General features: G+C 34.9%; 13 protein-coding genes. 6 read left to right on the top strand and 7 right to left on the bottom strand.

Features of this window, described 5'->3' with window-relative positions; all coding sequences use genetic code 11:
• The first annotated feature begins 144 nt into the window (after positions 1-144).
• Together ACFQ18_RS17190 and istB are read left to right on the top strand one after the other, a co-directional pair.
• Positions 145-1,113: a Mu transposase domain-containing protein gene (locus ACFQ18_RS17190; RefSeq protein WP_379566826.1), complete on the top strand. Its 969-nt coding sequence runs from the start codon at positions 145-147 to the stop codon at positions 1,111-1,113.
• Positions 1,113-1,835 carry an IS21-like element helper ATPase IstB gene (gene istB / locus ACFQ18_RS17185; RefSeq protein WP_156857187.1) on the top strand — a complete coding sequence of 241 codons (723 nt, stop codon included), beginning with the start codon at positions 1,113-1,115 and terminating at the stop codon, positions 1,833-1,835. Before ACFQ18_RS17190 ends, istB begins: the two co-directional genes overlap by 1 nt.
• A gap of 331 nt (positions 1,836-2,166) precedes the next feature.
• Here istB and tagH (ACFQ18_RS17180) read toward each other — a convergent pair whose 3' ends face one another.
• Together tagH (ACFQ18_RS17180) and galU are read right to left on the bottom strand one after the other, a co-directional pair.
• Complete coding sequence (gene tagH, locus ACFQ18_RS17180; RefSeq protein WP_204798759.1) at positions 2,167-3,762, bottom strand: teichoic acids export ABC transporter ATP-binding subunit TagH; 1,596 nt, start codon at positions 3,760-3,762, stop codon at positions 2,167-2,169.
• Positions 3,763-4,035: 273 nt separating this feature from the next.
• Positions 4,036-4,923 carry a UTP--glucose-1-phosphate uridylyltransferase GalU gene (gene galU / locus ACFQ18_RS17175; protein ID WP_204798760.1) on the bottom strand — a complete coding sequence of 296 codons (888 nt, stop codon included), beginning with the start codon at positions 4,921-4,923 and terminating at the stop codon, positions 4,036-4,038.
• Positions 4,924-5,865: 942 nt separating this feature from the next.
• Here galU and ACFQ18_RS17170 point away from each other — a divergent pair.
• A complete protein-coding gene (locus ACFQ18_RS17170) occupies positions 5,866-7,713 on the top strand; it encodes an InlB B-repeat-containing protein (protein ID WP_204798761.1) in 1,848 nt (615 codons plus the stop codon).
• 707 nt (positions 7,714-8,420) lie between these two features.
• Here the strand turns inward: ACFQ18_RS17170 and ACFQ18_RS17165 are convergent.
• Both ACFQ18_RS17165 and wecB read right to left on the bottom strand, forming a co-directional pair.
• Positions 8,421-8,756 carry a hypothetical protein gene (locus ACFQ18_RS17165; RefSeq protein WP_204798762.1) on the bottom strand — a complete coding sequence of 112 codons (336 nt, stop codon included), beginning with the start codon at positions 8,754-8,756 and terminating at the stop codon, positions 8,421-8,423.
• Between the two features lie 106 nt (positions 8,757-8,862).
• Positions 8,863-9,981, bottom strand: a complete 1,119-nt coding sequence (gene wecB, locus ACFQ18_RS17160) for a non-hydrolyzing UDP-N-acetylglucosamine 2-epimerase (protein ID WP_379566823.1) — start codon at positions 9,979-9,981, stop codon at positions 8,863-8,865.
• A gap of 359 nt (positions 9,982-10,340) precedes the next feature.
• Between wecB and ACFQ18_RS17155 the strand changes: the two genes are divergently transcribed.
• On the top strand, positions 10,341-11,381 hold the full coding sequence (locus ACFQ18_RS17155; RefSeq protein WP_204798763.1) for an LCP family protein: 1,041 nt from the start codon (positions 10,341-10,343) through the stop codon (positions 11,379-11,381).
• A 46-nt stretch (positions 11,382-11,427) separates the two neighbouring features.
• On the opposite strand, the gene tagH (ACFQ18_RS17150) is transcribed toward ACFQ18_RS17155, so the two are convergent.
• Positions 11,428-12,234, bottom strand: coding sequence for a teichoic acids export ABC transporter ATP-binding subunit TagH (gene tagH, locus ACFQ18_RS17150; RefSeq protein ID WP_204798764.1), 807 nt, complete (start codon positions 12,232-12,234; stop codon positions 11,428-11,430).
• Positions 12,235-12,249: 15 nt separating this feature from the next.
• Entirely contained in the window at positions 12,250-13,074 is an 825-nt protein-coding gene (locus ACFQ18_RS17145; protein ID WP_204798765.1) for an ABC transporter permease, read from the bottom strand.
• Positions 13,075-13,893: 819 nt separating this feature from the next.
• On the opposite strand from ACFQ18_RS17145, the gene ACFQ18_RS17140 reads away from it, so the two are divergent.
• Complete coding sequence (locus ACFQ18_RS17140; protein ID WP_379566821.1) at positions 13,894-15,303, top strand: ISLre2 family transposase; 1,410 nt, start codon at positions 13,894-13,896, stop codon at positions 15,301-15,303.
• Positions 15,304-16,012: 709 nt separating this feature from the next.
• On the opposite strand, the gene ACFQ18_RS17135 is transcribed toward ACFQ18_RS17140, so the two are convergent.
• The gene (locus tag ACFQ18_RS17135; protein WP_060667546.1) at positions 16,013-17,359 is read right to left on the bottom strand and encodes an IS4 family transposase; all 1,347 of its coding nucleotides are present in this window, start codon (positions 17,357-17,359) and stop codon (positions 16,013-16,015) included.
• A gap of 286 nt (positions 17,360-17,645) precedes the next feature.
• Between ACFQ18_RS17135 and ACFQ18_RS17130 the strand changes: the two genes are divergently transcribed.
• The gene (locus ACFQ18_RS17130) at positions 17,646-18,548 is read left to right on the top strand and encodes an endonuclease/exonuclease/phosphatase family protein (protein ID WP_204798835.1); all 903 of its coding nucleotides are present in this window, start codon (positions 17,646-17,648) and stop codon (positions 18,546-18,548) included.
• The last annotated feature ends 109 nt before the right edge of the window (positions 18,549-18,657 follow it).

The following is an 18,657-nucleotide window of genomic DNA, read 5'->3' as shown; positions in this document are numbered from 1 at the left end:
AAACTGTTTAGTCTTATTTGGAGAAAACCGTTTACTTTTATTTGTGGAAAACTGTTGAGTCTAGTTTAGCAGTTACACCCGTACAGTAATGCATTTCTGGTTCAGGTGTTTGAGTCCCAGAATCAAGACTGTTTCTTGGAAGGCATGAAACGATTCTTTCATCACCTTGGGGGAGTACCTAGAAGAGTTCGTTTTGATAACTTATCACCTGCGGTGAAAAAGATTCTTCCTCATGGAAGACGTGAACTGACGGAGGGATTTGAAAGGTTTGTCTTACACTACGGTTTCGAATATGAATTTTGTAATCCAGGTTCAGGGAATGAAAAAGGTCATGTGGAAGCAATGGTTAAGTATGTTCGTAATAATTTCTTTTTACCAGAACGAAGAGTATTTCAATTAGACGAATTCAATACCAAGTTGTGGGGAGAAGCTGAAAAAGATCGTCATCGCCAACATTATGAGAAAAAGGAAGAAATCAGTAAATTGTTCGAAGAAGATAAGCATGCATTTTTACACTTACCGGCCAAGGAGTATAGTTGTGTACGCTATGAAACTTTGAAAGCTGATAAATATGGGTTTGTCCAAGTGGATACAAAAAAATACTCCACTTCCCCACGTTACGCAAAACAAAAAGTCTTGGTGGCAATCACATATGATCAAGTTACTATCCTTTCGGATAGATACGAAAAAATTGTAAGACATAACCGAATCTACGGAAATGCATCAAAATCAATGGTATGGCAACCCTACCTATCTCTTATGGCCACAAGGCCAACAGCTTTGAAATATACGACGTTCTATGGCCAATTACCGGAACGCTGGCGAAGCTATTTGAATGAATGCACCGTTGAGGAGAAGAAAGAAGCTCTCAAACTATTATCAACATTACTGAAAGAACATAGTTTAGAAAAGGCAACAGAAGCGTTGGAGATAGCTTCTAAAAGGAGCCATCCATCTTCCGAATCAATCAAACAGGTTTTCCATCAACTTATTCACGGGCGAGGTTATCGTGATACGTTGGAGATGAAGCCTAGCATCCCAGTCATGCCAGTCGCTGAGCGAGGGATTAAGAAATATGATGTCTTCTTTTCCTCTGAAAGGAGGCAGGCATAATGCATGAAATGATTCAGGAGTACGCAAAGCGATTAAAACTCAGCTGGATTCGTGAGAATTTCCATACGGTGAACATAGAAGATCCTCAACAATACTTATTAACACTTTTTGAAAAGGAAGTGGAACAGCGTGAGGAGCGTAAGATAAACCTATTATTCAAAACGGCAACGCTGCCGAACGTGTCTGGCAATCCTTTTGATTGGACAGATATTCAATTGGGTCAGGGGTTAAGTCAAGAATCGGTATTAGAAGGAGAATTTATCGAGGCAAAGGAAAATATGATTTTTTATGGTGGAGTAGGTGCAGGTAAAACCTACCTCTCTACGCTCATAGGAATCAATGCCATACAGAAGTATGGCAAGCGAGTGAAGTTCTATACCGTTGCTTCATTGGCAAATGAGCTGTTGGAAGCGAATGAAAAAGGTACGTTGACCAGGCTGTTTAACAGAATAGATAAGCTTGATCTATTAATATTAGATGAGCTAGGCTATATTCCATTGCATAAGCAAGGTGCAGAACTACTGTTTCAAGTGATATCTATGTGTTATGAAAAACGGAGCATTATCATTACTACCAATCTTCAATTCGGACAGTGGAACCATGTCTTTGGCGATCCAATTCTAACGGAAGCCGTAGTGGATCGCCTAATCCACCACTCCCACCTCATTCTGTTTGGGGGTGAAAGTAAACGAATGAAAGAGTCTATGATGATGAAAAATTAGAGGTTGGCAAGTGGTTTACAAAAAGGGCTGCCGTTTCATACATTTTACACTTGCCAAATACACCTTGACACCTCCAAAATCCGTGTTAAAACCACGACAAATCAAAACTAAACTAAAAAAATGAATAGCGTCTATAGAGACTTAAAGTTAATTTTAGATAATCTAATCCTCCTTGAATAAGATAGACACTTTGAGCCCGTTTGTATTGCTTTCAATACTACTAGTGATATGTATCCTATCGCGGGGTGAACCCTCATGCAATTGTAAAATGTTTAGAAACTGCCAAATATACTTATTTTAGTTTTCTTCACGAATTTCTATTACAATATCATTAATTCCATTTTATTACCGAAACTTGCTCTAATTGTCCATTATCTAAAAAAGAAAACTTATAATCGAATAATTCCCCATGGTATAATATTATATTTGCATCAAATAATTGGGGGTTTCCCACCTTATTAATTAAATCGTATACAGAAGAATCCTCTATCTCTACAATTAACCCTCTCAACTCTTCATCTTCATAAATTCCATTATCCGTATCTGGATTTATATTTTGATTTTCCACCATTTGAATCGCCTCTGATATATCTATATCAGTATTTAATATCACATCTAATTCATCTACTAATTGTACATCATCTAACTCTGTATCAATAGTTGTCATTAAATTACTACTTATCCAACCTTGATTAGTTTGAAAGTCTGAAACGTATAACCATTCAACATCACTATACTCATCATATTCGGTAACTATGACTTTAAACTTCTTTCCTATTTCAGCTAGTCCTACAATTTCACTATTCAAATTAGGTTCTGAGCGAATATTTGCGGAAGAAACATCAATATAACGAATATCGCCTTCTTCTTTCGTCTTATCCGATACTACTAAACTATCGCTTTCTTTTTTAATCCCCTGAACTTTATTATCTTCAACATTATTATTTTCCGCATCATTACCAATAAAATTAGAAATTGACCCTTGATTATAGAGGAATCCTATACCTATTGATAATAGAATTAATATTGATACTGCGATAATATTAAATATTACCTTTTTCTTGCGTTTTTTTACACTACGAGTGGATTTTCTAAGAGGTAATTTCTCACTTTCAGAATTCTGGATACCGCTATCCCTTAATTTACTCCTTCTCTCTATTACTAATTGTTTATAGTTCTTTTGTTCTTCTTTTGATAAAGCTTTGAAGTCCTTTAAAAACTTTTCGTATTGAGGAATAATTTCCTCTTTGGAACCATAGGCTCTTATTTCTCCAGCTTCTAACCATAATATTTTTTCACAAAATCTCTTAATCTGACCAATGGAATGACTTACAAAGAAAATAGTTTTGCCCTTTTCTTTAAATTCATTCATTTTCTTAAAGCTTTTATCCGCAAAGTTTTTATCCCCTACTGACAATGCCTCATCAATTACTATTATATCTGGATCTACATTTACTGAAATTGCAAAACCTAATCTTGACTTCATACCACTCGAATATTTTTTAACAGGTTGGTCAACAAACTTACCTATATCTGCAAATTCTATAATATCCGAGATTCGTTCTTTGATTTCATCCTTATTAAATCCCAACATTAACATCTTTAATTCAATATTCTCTCTTCCGGTTAATTGATTATTTAATCCGGATGCAATTGCGATTAATGATGCTTTACCATTAATAAATATAGTTCCCGATGTTTCTGGAATAATACCTGCGATAAGATTTGACATCGTTGATTTCCCAGATCCATTCACACCAATAATTCCTACTACGTCTCCTTTTTCACATGAAAAGCTAATATTCTGAAGTGCATAAAAATCTTCCCCGTAACGGTCTGGGAAAACTAGATCCTTCAGCTTTTCTGAGGAATTTTGATACATTTTATACTTTTTTGTTACATTATTAAAGATTACTGACTTTGTCATTTGCATATTTCTCCAATATAAGCAGTCAAAGCGCTAATTTGATAAATGAATTTTTATAATTTACCATTTAAAAATTCTATCAGAAAGTTAATTCTTAATCAAACTTTGCTTAATTATGCTTCCTTTTTAGAGACATTCCTCCAATTCTAATATCAAATAACTTTTATTACTAAATAAATTAAGAATAGAACTATCCCATTAACCTGAAAGATAGTTCTATTCTCTATTTATCTCATCTTTAGTTAAGTAGTTTAATAGTCAGAAGAAAATTATTTATATAGAATGGGATATTTCACTTTCTAAAACCTTTTCCATATAGTTGATTAATTCTTTTCTTAGATCATCGTGTTGCAATGCAAAATCAATGGTGGTTTTAACAAAGCCCAGTTTTTCACCAACATCATATCTTTTTCCCTCAAAATCATAAGCATAAACCTTTTGGTTTTTATTCAATTTTTGTATAGCATCAGTTAGTTGTATTTCACCGCCTGCCCCATGTTCTTGGAATTCTAAAATAGGGAAAATTTCTGGTGTTAACACATACCTACCCATGATTGCAAGATTTGAAGGAGCAGTACCTTCTTTAGGTTTTTCTACAAAGTTATTTACCTGATAATTTCTTCCATTATTCTTTAATGGATCAATGATTCCATATCTATGCGTTTCACTTTCTGGAACTTGTTGCACTCCAATTATGGATGATTGAGTTTCCTCAAAACGCTGGATTAGTTGAGATAAACATGGAATGTCGCTTTGCACAATATCATCACCTAATAAAACTGCAAAGGGTTCATTTCCTATAAATTTACGAGCAGTCCATACAGCATGTCCCAATCCCTTTGGTTCTTTTTGTCTAATGTAATGAATATTAGCTAATTCTGAGGAGTAACGAACCTTATCAAATATGTCTAATTTATTTTTACTTAAAAGGTTTTCTTCTAACTCCGGGGCTTGGTCAAAGTGGTCTTCTATAGCACGTTTACCCTTTCCCGTTACAATAATGATATCCTCAATACCTGAAGCAACTGCCTCTTCTATTATATATTGAATAGTAGGTTTATCCACTATAGGGAGCATTTCCTTCGGGATTGCTTTTGTAGCAGGTAAGAATCTTGTACCTAAACCAGCTGCAGGTATTATTGCCTTTTTTACTTTTTTCATATTCGTCCTCCTATATTTTCTATGAAAATTATATAAACAAACTAATACTATAATATCTTGTATGGACCGTTTTGAAACTATCAATATTTGGAAATAACTAAATTCAATCCTTTTATTAGTGAAATTTTAATTTTTAATAGATAAAACTAAACATTATTTGTACGAACAGGACTTAGTTATTATCCTAGTTAATCGGTCAACAGAAAAAACTACATGCGAAATTGTTCACTTATGTTCCAGTATAGTAGCACATAGTAGTTTTGTAAAGATAATGAAAATAATGTAAAGGAAATGTAAATGCTTTAATTTACTATACTAGGATAAAAATACACCTTTTCAATTTCTTTATCCGGTTTTATTTATAACCTTTTCATACCTTAATAAATATAAATCAAAAAGCATAAATTCCAATATCCCCCTAAGTTAGACTTTTTGTTGTACAACATAGGGGGTTAGATTAACTTACGCTTTTTCGATTTATTTTTTTAAAGCATCCCAAAATCACATTATCAATCATTCACGAATGGGCCCATCATTTAAAAAAACTTTAATATTAAATTAAAAATAGTGTCCTCACCCGTTCCACCCAGTTTCAACCTCTCAGCCTCAATTTCTTGTGGTCGCACTGTCGTATAGCGTAAAAAAAATGATAAATCTTAAAGATGACGCTTTTCTTGCACTTCTCCAGAACCAGCTAAAATCATAAACCTTGAAGACAGGTCACCTTTCTCCTTGCATAGTGTGGAATTTAATGATGCACGAGTACCGATTGATTCGATTTATTAAAAAAAGATGGATTGATTTAATTCAGTACTAAATTAATATTTATAAAAGAATAAAACTTCTCAATCAACCTTAAGATGGTTGTGGAAAGTTTTCTATTATTTCAATTATGCATAATAATATTAAACTCCACTATATATATTAGAGGGGTCATTTTTCATGAGATATATGAGGAACAAGAGAAGAAAAAGGAAAAGGTTCATTTTATTCGTTGTAATCATTTTGATCGTTGGGATTGCTGCTTTTTTCACAATGAAACTTACGCAATCGGATGCGCCAACAGAATATCTAGGGATTGCTAAAGAAGCTTTGGACAATGAAGAATATGAAAAAAGTAGGCAGTTTTTTAAAAAAGTTCTAGAGGAAGATGCATCCCATACTGAAGCAAGGGTCGGTCTTGCGAGTGCTTATATGGGATTGGAGCAATTTGACAAAGCAATTGGAACATTAGAAGAAGGGCTCAAAATAAAACCGAAAGAACCGCAATTTTACTATTTTATATCCCTTGCTTATGAAGGAAAGAATGATTTACCTCAAGTGATGCAAACGTTGGAAGATGGAATTGAAGCAACCGATAATGAAGCACTAACCGAATTGGCTGATCAATTAGAATCCAATATAAATATTGTTCCCGACAGACACTACGTCCAAAAAGGTCATAACCGCAATATCGTACTGGAATGGAAAAAGAGCGATGGATCCACCCTTCCAGTTGAAGCAGAATGGACATTAGAAAATGAGGATTCTGGTTCTCTAGAAGAAGTATCGGAGACGGTCATGACGTTCCACGCAGAAGAACTTGGCACAATTGATATTTCCGCAAAGGTTGGCTCGATTACCAAGAACGATGAATTACATATTGAGGAACAAGTGGTAGAAGAGATGACCTTCACACCGGAAGATTTCGGCCCACTATCCATCGATCAAGAAATCGAATTATCTGTGACTGGCGTGGATGCCGACGGAGAAGAAATGGAAATAAACCCTGAGTGGATTTCTAATGACGATAAGATCATGGAGTTATCCGACAAAGAAGGAGTAGAAATGACAGCTAAAGCAATTGATGAAGGTGTTACAAGCCTTACTGTAACGTATCAAGATTTGGAAAAAGAACTTGACTTCATCGTAGAAGGGGAAAATAAGTTTATTAAAACAGAAGTCCAAGGAGAAGGAACGGTATCCATCTTACCAAATAAAACAAGTTACCCAGCCGGAACGGAAATAACGTTAGAAGCAGAACCAAAAGCCGGCTACGAGTTTGTCAGATGGGAAGGTGATGTTACAGATACTACTAATCCATTGGAGTTAACATTGGATTCAAGTATTTCTGTCGTTGCAGTGTTTGAACCAGTGAAACAAGCTACATTAAATCTTTCTATTTCTGGTGAGGGAAATATCATCCGCGACACCTTAGAAAGCCAATTTACCCAAGGAGAATCTATTTCCTTATTCGCCCAGCCTAAATCAGGATGGCAATTTAGCCATTGGGAAGGGTCAGTTAGCGGAAGTGACGCAAGAATCCAGGTAGCGATGAATGGAAACAAGAATATACAGGCCGTGTTTGTAAGAGTAGACGACTCCACTAGCCCAGATAGTAGTGATAGTGGCACTACGAATGAGGAAGGGGCTGATCAAAGTACCGGAACAAATGAGCATAAGAATTCACCAAGCCATGGTTCAAATTCTAGATCTAATTCAAATAGTAATTCTAAATCACCTACAAATGAACCGAATACAAATAACGATTCAAATCCTGCGAAAAAAGAGGAAAGTAAACCAGTAGAAAAAGAGAAACAAAAAAAAGAAGAATCCAAACCAGTGGAAGATCCTGATCCAAAACCGAAACCAGAGGATAAACCGGAACAAAAGCCAGAGGAAAATGAACAGAATAACGAAGAAACCAAGCCATCGCCAGGAAACGATAATGAAAAAACAGAAAAAGGTGAAACAGAAACACCAAAAGATGACGAACCCGAAGAAAACCCTGAGGAAAGTTCAGAAGAATAAACACGGAAAGAAGCCATGATGGAACACATTTAAAATGAAAAAGCCGCATGAAATCAAATTTTAAATTCTGATTTCATGCGGCTTTTTCTATTGTAAACAACAGGGATAGGTCCAGCGCACTCATGAGCATGATTAATGAAAAAACATAGAAGTGTAACGGATTTGGATAGTGATTAACGGATTAACGTAGACAAGTGCCGACTTTCGGTACTGGATTGCTAATTCTCCCCTCACAATTATGAGTCAACAATGCGAATTCCAATATATCAAACGTTTGTTTAACCTACCTTATTTGCCTCTATCCCCTATGAGCAGGCAAATTCTAAACTATTCCGATGAAGTAAATGCGTCAAATATAGTCATAGTTCGACAGTCTATTACTTAATTTATCTATTTAAACAACAACCTCTCTATGTTTGATTAAATTTGTATACTTTTGTATAATAAAAGTATACAAATAAAAAAGTGATATCCGTAGTGGTATGGTCTCTGTGAGGCCAAAGTCAATAATCCACCCCTTTTAGATAATGGAGACGGGTGGATTATTTTTTTTATTTATTTCTTTTTTTACCACGGGGACTAGATGATGAAGCCAACGAAGAATATTCCCACCAATTGTTGGTAAATATCATCTTTAATCTTACCCTACTTAGCCTTAACAAATAAGCTCCTCAACCTAGGTGAGAAGCTATCTCGTTTTAATTCCCTTACAGTCTCATTTCTTCCTTTAGCTCCAGAACTTTTTCCATCGGCAATTCAGTTACTTCTCCAACCTCTTTTGGTTCCATGCCTTTCGCTAGAAGTTTACGTGCAATGGACTTTTTATTATCTTTTACAGCTTTCTTCTCCCTAATCTCCGCTTCCATCCTGGAAGATTCGTCATCCATAATACGCTTCAGACGCGACTCATAAGCAAGATATTCTTCTTGTGTCATACTTAACTCCTCCCAACCTTGAAAAGCATCTTTCATGGCTATTCCCTCCAATTCTTGATAAATATCACCATAAACTTTTTCATTACGTCGATCGACCATAACAAGCATTAATAACCATCTGGCTAATACATCATCCCATGGGTTTAGTTTATTCCTCTTCCAAGCCTTTATTAAAATACGAGTGAAGGCTCCTCCTCACTCGCATTATATTCACCTATTTCCTTTTCATGTACGCTATAATTGCATCTGCAATCCTCTTAGAAGCTTCCCCATCCCCATAAGGATTCGACGCTCTTGCCATCTTATTATAAGCGGACTCGTCACTTAACAACTCATTAGCCAAATCAAAGATCGTATCCTCATCGGTTCCAGCCAGTTTCAACGTCCCAGCTTCAATTCCTTCTGGGCGTTCTGTCGTATCACGTAAAACAAGCACGGGAACCCCTAAGGATGGTGCCTCTTCTTGCACTCCACCAGAATCCGTTAAAATTAAATGAGCACGTGCAGCAAAGTTATGAAAGTCAACAACACCAAGAGGTTCAATTAATTTAATACGATCATCATTCCCTAAAATCTCTTTTGCAGTATTTTGAACAACGGGATTCAAATGTACTGGATAAATAACCTGCACATCATCATGCGCCTCTACCAATCGTTTAATCGCACGAAACATTTGGTTCATATTTTTCCCAAGGTTTTCTCTTCGATGAGCCGTAACCAATACTAAGCGGTCATCACCAAGACTATCCAAAACTTCACTTGTATAACATTCATCTACCGTAGTCTTCAATGCATCAATAGCCGTATTTCCAGTGACAAAAATCGTTTCTTCCTTTTTATTCTCATTTAAAAGGTTCTGCTTCGACTTTTCGGTAGGTGCAAAATGCAAATCAGCAATCACACCCGTTAATTGACGATTCATTTCCTCCGGATAAGGTGAATACTTATTCCATGTACGAAGTCCCGCTTCCACATGACCAACTGCAATTTGATTATAAAAAGCTGCAATGGATGCAACAAACGTTGTACTTGTATCTCCGTGGACAAGCACAATGTCTGGTTGCGTCTCTTTCATTACCTCGTCCAATCCCTCTAAAGCACGTGTGGTAATTTGTGCCAAGGTTTGTTGTTTTTTCATAATATTTAAATCATAGTCAGGGGTAATGTCAAATATCTCTAATACTTGATCTAACATTTCACGATGTTGTGCAGTTACTGTTACAATAGATTCAAATTCAGATGACCGTTTTTGTAATTCTAGAACAAGTGGCGCCATTTTGATTGCTTCAGGCCTCGTTCCAAACACAGTCATGACTTTAATTAATTGCTTCAATGAATTCACTCCAAATTTTTTATTATTTAGAATTAGAAAACCCGGCTATCGCTACAAGTGGTGGCGAGAGCCTAGAAAGTTTTTCAATCTTACATGCCAAGTGTATGTATATTATGAAATCTAAGCAATATGATTAAATATAAATTTAAATAAACTTCATATACTTCATTATATTGTTACATAATGAATAATGAATAGCAAAAATATATTCAGAATATGTTCCAATCTTTTATCAAATCTTCCATGATTCGACAAAGTTTACACAATTAATCATTTACGAAAAAATAGATTCATAGTAAAATAAAGTTTAGGTTTTTTATCTTTTATCCTATTAAATTTTTTAAAGGGGATTAAAATTAATGTCTAAACGACAATTAAACGAACCAACACGGATCGTAAGGCGTAAGAAAAAACGCAGAATTCGTAAACGTATATATATATTATTACCAATTGTCATTGTATTTTTAGGTATATTTTTATACGCATCTTATTTATATATAAAAGCGGATTCCATATTCTCCAGTGCATATGAAGATGATGGAAGAGAAAAATCAGATTTAAGAGAAATTCCGGTCGATCCAACGAAGGACAATGTTTCGGTCCTTATCATGGGTATCGATTCCAGTGAAAAACGTGGGGAATCTAAGAATTCTAGAACAGACACGTTAATGGTCGCTACCTTAAACAAAAAAGAAAATAGCATTAAACTTTTAAGTATACCACGTGATTCTCTAGTTTACATTCCAGAAGTGGGATATGAAACAAAAATTAACCATGCGCATGCTTTTGGCGGTACAAGAGGAACCATTAATACCGTCGAGAACCTTTTAGATATTCCGATTGACTACTATGTAAAAGTAAACTTCGATGCGTTTATTGATGTTGTAGATGCAGTTGGCGGAATTACAGTGGATGTTCCATATGAGTTAAAAGAACAAAACTCTAAAGACAAAGCAGGTGCGATTCACCTATTACCAGGAAAACAACACTTAGACGGCGAGGAAGCTCTTGCATTAGCTCGTACTCGTAAAAAAGATAATGATATCATGCGCGGTGAACGTCAACAAGAAATTATGAAAGCAATTATCGCTAAAGGTGCCTCTGTACACGGTATCATGAATATCGATGATGTCATCGAAGCTGTAGGAGGAAACCTAACAACAAACATGAAGTTTGGTGAAATGAAGAGTTTCATCACATACGGAACTTCAGGTAAATCATTAGACATTGAAACATTAACTTTAAAAGGTACCGATTATCAGCCTAGCGGAACGTATTACTATAAGTTAGACGAACTTGGTCTTAATGAAACAAAGCATACATTACAAGCTCATCTAGATATAGCTAATGATTCAACCCTTACGGAAACACAAACTACAAGTGGTGAAACAACATATTAAAAAAAGGAAACTTGTCTTATACGGCAAGTTTCTTTTTTAGTACGTCTTAGTTTTTTTGAAATAGTACTTCTTTCTGACGCTCTATTCCTTTTTCACGATACTCTTTTCTCTCTTGATTACTCATTTTCTTCCATTGATTTAAAAATTCCTCATATTTCGGAATAACTTCCTCTACTGTTCCAAAATCTTTCACCATTCCATATTCAAGCCATAATATCTTTTCACAGAACTCCTTCATTTGTCCAAGTGAATGACTAACGAAAATCATCGTCTTCCCTTTTTGCTTAAATTCCTTCATCTTATTCAAGCTCTTCTCCGCAAAGGCTTTATCCCCTACTGATAGTGCTTCATCGATGATTAAAATATCGGGATCAACATTAACTGAAATCGCAAAACCTAAACGAGACTTCATCCCACTGGAATAAGACTTAACAGGCTGATCAATGAATTTTTCTAATTCCGCAAACTCAATGATTGCAGGTTCTAATTCTTTAATTTGTTTTTTATTAAAACCAAGCATGAGAAGCTTCAATTCGATATTATCTCTACCAGACAAATCGTTTTTGAGCCCAGCCGAAACAGCAATTAACGCCGATTGTCCATTTACCTGCACACTACCTGATGTTTCAGGAACAATCCCCGCAATAATATTTGATAAAGTGGACTTACCAGATCCATTTATCCCAATGAACCCAATAATATCTCCTTTTTCCGCTTCAAAATTAACATCTGCAAGAGCATAGAAATCTTCTCCATGACTTTTTGGAGTTATTAAATCTAATAAACGATCTTTTATCCCTTTATATAATTTATACCTTTTTGTCACATTACTAACAATTATTGCCTTTTCCATAACTTTCACAAGCCTTTACAAGTAGTCAATAAAATGTCTTCTAAATTTAACGTGTAATGTTGCTCCAAATAGGAATAGAACAATGACAACTGCCCAGAAGTAGAGCGTATATTGCCAGTGTACAATAAAATACCATTCCGAACCAAAAAATGAGGTGCGATAACCTTCCATTAGATAATATAAAGGATTTAATTTCATAACAGTTAAAATGATCGGTGGGTATTCCTTTAATATCGATAACGGCCATAAAACCCCAGAAATATATAACATCATTCTTAATAAGGAGTTAAGTAACAAATGAACATCACGAATGATCGTCGATAATGTTGACGTGATAAGTGAAATAGCAAAAATCAAACTAGTCGCTGCAAAGATATAATATAAAATCTGAGTATAATATATATTTATATAATAACCTGCAAATTGAAAAATAATAATGGATAACGTGAGCATTACTACATGAACATAGAACTGCGAGAATATAACATAACTAGGTATGATACTCATAGGAAAATTCATTTTCGAGAGCATTTTTAGCCTAGAGTAAATCGATTTAGATCCTTGAATAGTAGACTGATGAAAGAACATCCACAGAAAGAATCCAGCCATGAGCCAGTATATAAACGGAATATCCCTTCCATCTACTTCGACCGGGGCACGACTTAACAAGGTTCCAAATACAAACCAATATATTAGGATTTGTATAGCTGGGTTTAATACTTCCCATAACATTCCCAAGTAATTATTTTTATTTTTACTTTTTAATTCATATAAGGATAATCTTCTTATTAAATAAAAATGAATGATTTGTTCTTTAATAACAGTAATAGCAGCTTTCATATATTTTCCCTTTCAACAAATTACTTCATAATATTCCATACATTTGTACATTATACCGTAAAAAAATAATAAATAATAGGGTTAAGTACATCCTATTATTTATTATAAACGTAATACTTATCTTTACTCTTACTCACTGTATTGACTTTTTAATTTATTAACCCTTGTTTTTGCTAAAATTCCTTTATTTCTTTTTTTATCCTTAAGCCTATCTTTTATTTCGTGATTGGCTACATTATTAGATACAAGCTTGATTGCCCTTTTCATATTCGATGGGCTCTTGATACCTCTTTACCTCCTTAAGCACGTTGATTTATAATATAATCGAATATATTCGTCAGCTATATCTCCAATGCTCTTTCCGCAAAACTTCCCGCCCATTTTAATTTATTTTTTAGGCAAGTTTGCTCTAAAGTATATGAGTGACATTTACCGATATATTTTGTTAAGAATTTCCGTTCTAGTGATAGTATGTGTAGGTAATATTCTGTGAAACTGAGCATGTTATCAAATTTCGTTATTCGCGAAGGGAATTTAGATACCCGCAACAGAATTCATTATTACATAAATGCAACTTAAAATGGTTAGGTCTTTATTAGTTATAAAGAAAGATCTTTATAGTATAATTTGTGTAATAGTATACAATGTCAAATACCTTTTTCAAATTTTATAATAATGACCAATTGCCTTAATGCCTATGAATACCTCTATGTGTAAAATAGTTCTCGGGGATTTGAAACAAAATTCTAGAAAAAAAAGAAAAGGCGCTCTATCATAAATGTATGCTGACCGGCAAATACATTTGAAAGAGGCCTTTTCATGAATACAATTATATCAAAAATTAGCGAATTATTAAAGGGTGCAAATGACTTAATTGAGTTTGAAGAACAAGTTCAAATTAGTATATATGAACTCCTCACTACACTAATGGGGAGGGTTTTTACACAGCTTAATCAAACGATTAAAAGAAGAATGCAAAGTAAAGGTTGGACGGTGGAACGAGAAGATGAAAAGACGATTCAGTTTATCTTTGGGGCGGTTTGTTTTACTCATACCTTAATGCACGATGCGAACGGGAAGGCGCATTATCCTTTTGATGAGTGGATTGGATTTAGGAAATATCAACGACATAGCCCATTGGTTGAAGTAAAAGTAGCTGAGTTAGCTAGTGAAAGTACGTATCGGGAAGCTGCACGGGTATTAAGTGAATGGACTGCCGTGAGTCTTAGTCATACGACAGTGGGAAGTATTGTGAAACGTGTAGGAAAGGCACAAGCCAGAGCTGATGAAGAATTGTTAGCTGAATTAGAGGAAGCTGCCTATTTACCAAAGGGGAAAGAATTGGAATTTTTATTTGCCGAGGCAGATGGTGTATTTGTGCGTGGGACTAAGGAAAAAACAAGTCATGAAGTACATCATGCGATCATTCATGAAGGTTGGAGTAAAAACGGAAAGCGTATTTCCCTAAGAAATCCACAGGTCATCATGACAACTAAACCAACGAATGATTTTTGGGATGAAGTCCAAGCGTATACGGCTAATCGTTATTCCTTAGAAAATACGCAAGTTGTCACCAATAGTGATGGTGGTCCCGGTTATACGGCAGAACGTTTTCAAGAGGCTTTCTCACAGTCTAGTTACCCTGTTTTAAATCAATTGGATTCCTTTCATATTTCCAAAGCATTGAATCGAACTTTTGGAGCTAAAAAGAGCGAGTTTAAAGAAGGTGTACAAAAGGCAATCAAAGAGCACAAACTGGATGATTTCATACGTTGGATGGATACATTGGAGAGTACTTTAGAAACGGATAAGCAGTTAGAAAAGGCCGAGGATTTTCGTAGATATATTGGCGGCAATTGGGATCGGATTTTTGATTGGAGAGAAAAAGTTGCGAATCCACCAAAAGACGCAAGGGGCATGGGTGCAATGGAATCCAACCAACGACATATTTCCTTCCGAATGAAAAAGCGTGGAATGCATTGGAGTTCAGAAGGTAGTGAGGCAATGGTGAAGATCAAACAAGGAATTCTAAATAACACATTACGATCCGTATATTTGAAAGACCAAAGGCGAAGTGTAAGAAAACAACGAGACGTGAAAAAAGTGGTCCGTATGACTGAATTTTTACGCCAGGAAACCCAGCCATCCATTGGAGTAAAACAAGGCGCAATAAGCCTAAATACAGCTCATTCATCAGCTATTGGACAGTTAATAAAAAGTTTTAGATAACACCCAGATTTTTAGGTAAGGTTCTTGGTTTTTAGAACGTTACCTAAAAATTGGGCGCAGCAAGCGACGAGGGTCGCGCGGTAGCCGAAAAAGTGTACAAAAATAGAGTGCCGGAAATATTGGTGTGGAAGACACACCGAGAAAAACTTGACGCATACTGAATACCTTATCTGTTTGAAAAGTACCCTTAGTACCTTCAATATTATCATATAATAACTTTCATATCAGTTTGACTGGCCTAAAAGATCCTGCAGATTCAATTAATTCAGCAAAGAGTAATTGTATATTTATAATCATTGATTTAAGAGGGATTTTGAAACATTGATAGGAACAATTATTACTTTTTTCTAAATTAGTATCACAGATTTGTTTTGCGAATTGACTTCTTTTAATCCTTGTTTATTATAAATAGTCTCATTGACCTTTGTCCTCCTTGTCGGGTGGGTGATTGAGTAACGTGGTTAAGTTATATCAATCGTTGCATAGTCAAATGGGAACTTTTGTGTTTCATATATTATTTCATAATACAAGAATATTTATTGAAGTTAAATGATGAATACATTCCAGATATAAAAAACTTTGAAGCCAGAATAATGTCATTTTGTATTGTATTATAATGGAGTTTATATTTAAAGTTTAAGGTAGAATCTATTTTAGAAATTAATGCTTATTTATGATTTAAATTAAATGTAACTCAACTTTCGCAGCCTTAAATAGGCAAGTATACCTTGATATAGTTAGGCAAACCCGCAATCCATTGTTGTAGTTGACTTTTAATTAATTTTTGTACTCTTTTGTTAGTGTGTTTTAGGGTATCTTCAAGAAGCTCGATTAATTGCTGTAATGCTACAGCCCAATCGAGTTCATTTATTTCATCACATAATTCATAGAAGATACCACCTAGGGTCCGATCATCTGTATTGCAGCGATTTTGCCAGGCAAGCACAATATATCTTGTGAAGACAATGGTTGTATGACAAATAAGCGCATCATACGAGCGACTTTGAAATTCTTTTTGAAGTTTTAAAAGGGATTTGGTTGTTTTGAAGAAAACTTCAATATCCCAGCGCATCCCGTAAATACGAATAATTTCTGCATCGCTCAGTGTACAATCTGTACTCAAGATAGCTAGCCAATCGCTTTTCTTATTTCGATTGCGCACAAACACAATTTTAACTGGAACACCATTCGATTGTGTGGTCTGGATGGATCGTAAAATACCTTTCTTTCCATCTGTCGGTGTAGCTAAACGATATAATTGATCCAAGCCAACACGTTCTCCATCTACGAGATACCGTTGCTTTAATTTTTTAACCATGCCTATCACGTCAAGGCCTTGCTCCGTAATTTCTTTGATGAGAGGTTGCTGTGTAAACCATGAATCCATTAACACATAAGAGGCATCAATTCCGGATTTCATCGCCCGTGCAAGCATACCAGGAATTTGTTCCGGTGCTGTTTGTAAAGCCTCTTTCCGGCGCTTATAACCAGAGCTACGTTTATCAACTTTTTGCGATATATCGTTGATCCGACTCTTTTTCGAGCTTAATAATGAAAAGTCCACAGGTAAGAATGTTGCACCATCAGACCAGCCCAATGTCAACATACGAAAGCCTTTATAGTAGCGCATTTTCTGTGAAGCGTGATCAAAGCAGCGAGCCAGAAGCTCAACATTTTTGCTTCGGTTTCGATCATAAGATGAATCATCTAAAATGAGTACCTTTGGACGGCCATGGCGTGTCAGATTTGATACCTTTCCAATTGTGTATGCAGCCAGTGAAAGCAGGAAACGACGCCAATTGAACGTGGACTGGTTCAAAAAGCGATAAATAGTATCCTTGGCTGGAACGTCTGTGGATTTCCTGCTTTCAAGCATCCGGAACCAGTTTTTGTTTTCAAAAATCAAACAAAAGATTAATTGAAAAATGTGGGCACAGGAAAAACCAAAAGACTTCGTAATACCAGCGTTACGTAAGTGTTTTAATACGCCTAATTCTTTAAATGTTGATTTTATTTCATTTGGTAGTTGCTTATTTGGCTCATTATTCGCTATCATAGTAGGAGACACCTCTTCTATTTTGGTTGTGATTCTAGTCAAATCAACTATACCAAAAGTTGAGGTGTTTTTTCATTTTAAACTATTATGTCAAGGAATATATTACACCAACCACAAGCTCTTGATAGGCCTAAACTAATTGGTTTTTTCTCAGTGCGAAAGTTGAGAATGTAATTATTTTGTTAGTTAAATTACAGTTTATAGACAGTTTTATTTCATAAAAAATTGACATGTTCAAATTTTTGATATAACGAAAGATATCTTTTATATAAGAAAGGATTTATCAATGACTAATATGAATCGAAAAAAAATATTAATCCCGGCTTTATTTTTTACAGTTATCATAATAATTACGGGTATTTTATTTGTAAATAAATTAGAACAATTAACAGAAACCGAAGTGAAAGTTATGACATATAACATCAGATTTCTCAATGATAGAGATGCTTCTCCACATACCTGGGAGGAGAGGCTCCCAACTATTACACAACTAATTGAAGATTATAAGCCTGATGTATTTGGCACCCAAGAGGCTGTATATCAACAGTTGAATGATCTAAAAGCCCATTTGCCAAATTACAAATGGGTTGGTGTTGGTCGAGAAGGAGGTATCAATGGAGAACATACTGCTATTTTCTACAATAAAATACGTTTTTCACTTATTGAACATGGAAACTTTTGGCTGTCAGATACACCAAACGAACCGGGAAGCAAAAATTGGGAGAATAAAATTCCTCGGATTGCAACATGGGTGAAATTATTTGATAAAGAATCAGAACAACAATTTTATGTTTTCAATACACATTTTGACCATCATTCTGTAGAATCAAGAATAAAAAGTGCCAAATTAATAATCGAACAAATAAACGAATTAAATACTACTCTTCCGATTTTGTTAACAGGAGATTTTAATTCATATAAAAATAGTCTTCCATTTAAAATCTTTATCAATAAAGGAGATTTTGTTGATACATGGAGTGAGTCTGACAATAAAATAAATGGAGATTTTGGAACTGTAAATCACTTTTATGATCCAACAGGTGGAGGCCCGAATCAGCGCTTTGATTGGATTTTAGCTAAAGGGAATGTTTCTACAAAATCAATTGAAATAATTGTAGATAGAAATAACTATCAATTTCCTAGTGACCATTATCCAGTTCTGGCTAACCTAACAATTAACTTTAATTAAATCTTAATTAATTACTTTAAAAAATAAAATCATGGATCTACGTCAAGTTTTTGGACACAAAAAGATTAAGTTTTTTTGCACAACAACCATTCATGGATTGTTCCACGTC

The sequence above is a fragment of the Oceanobacillus caeni genome (assembly GCF_042678465.1).
In the GTDB taxonomy this organism is placed as follows: Bacteria; Bacillota; Bacilli; order Bacillales; family Amphibacillaceae; genus Oceanobacillus; species Oceanobacillus caeni.
This window is presented reverse-complemented; position numbering and strand designations above follow the sequence as displayed.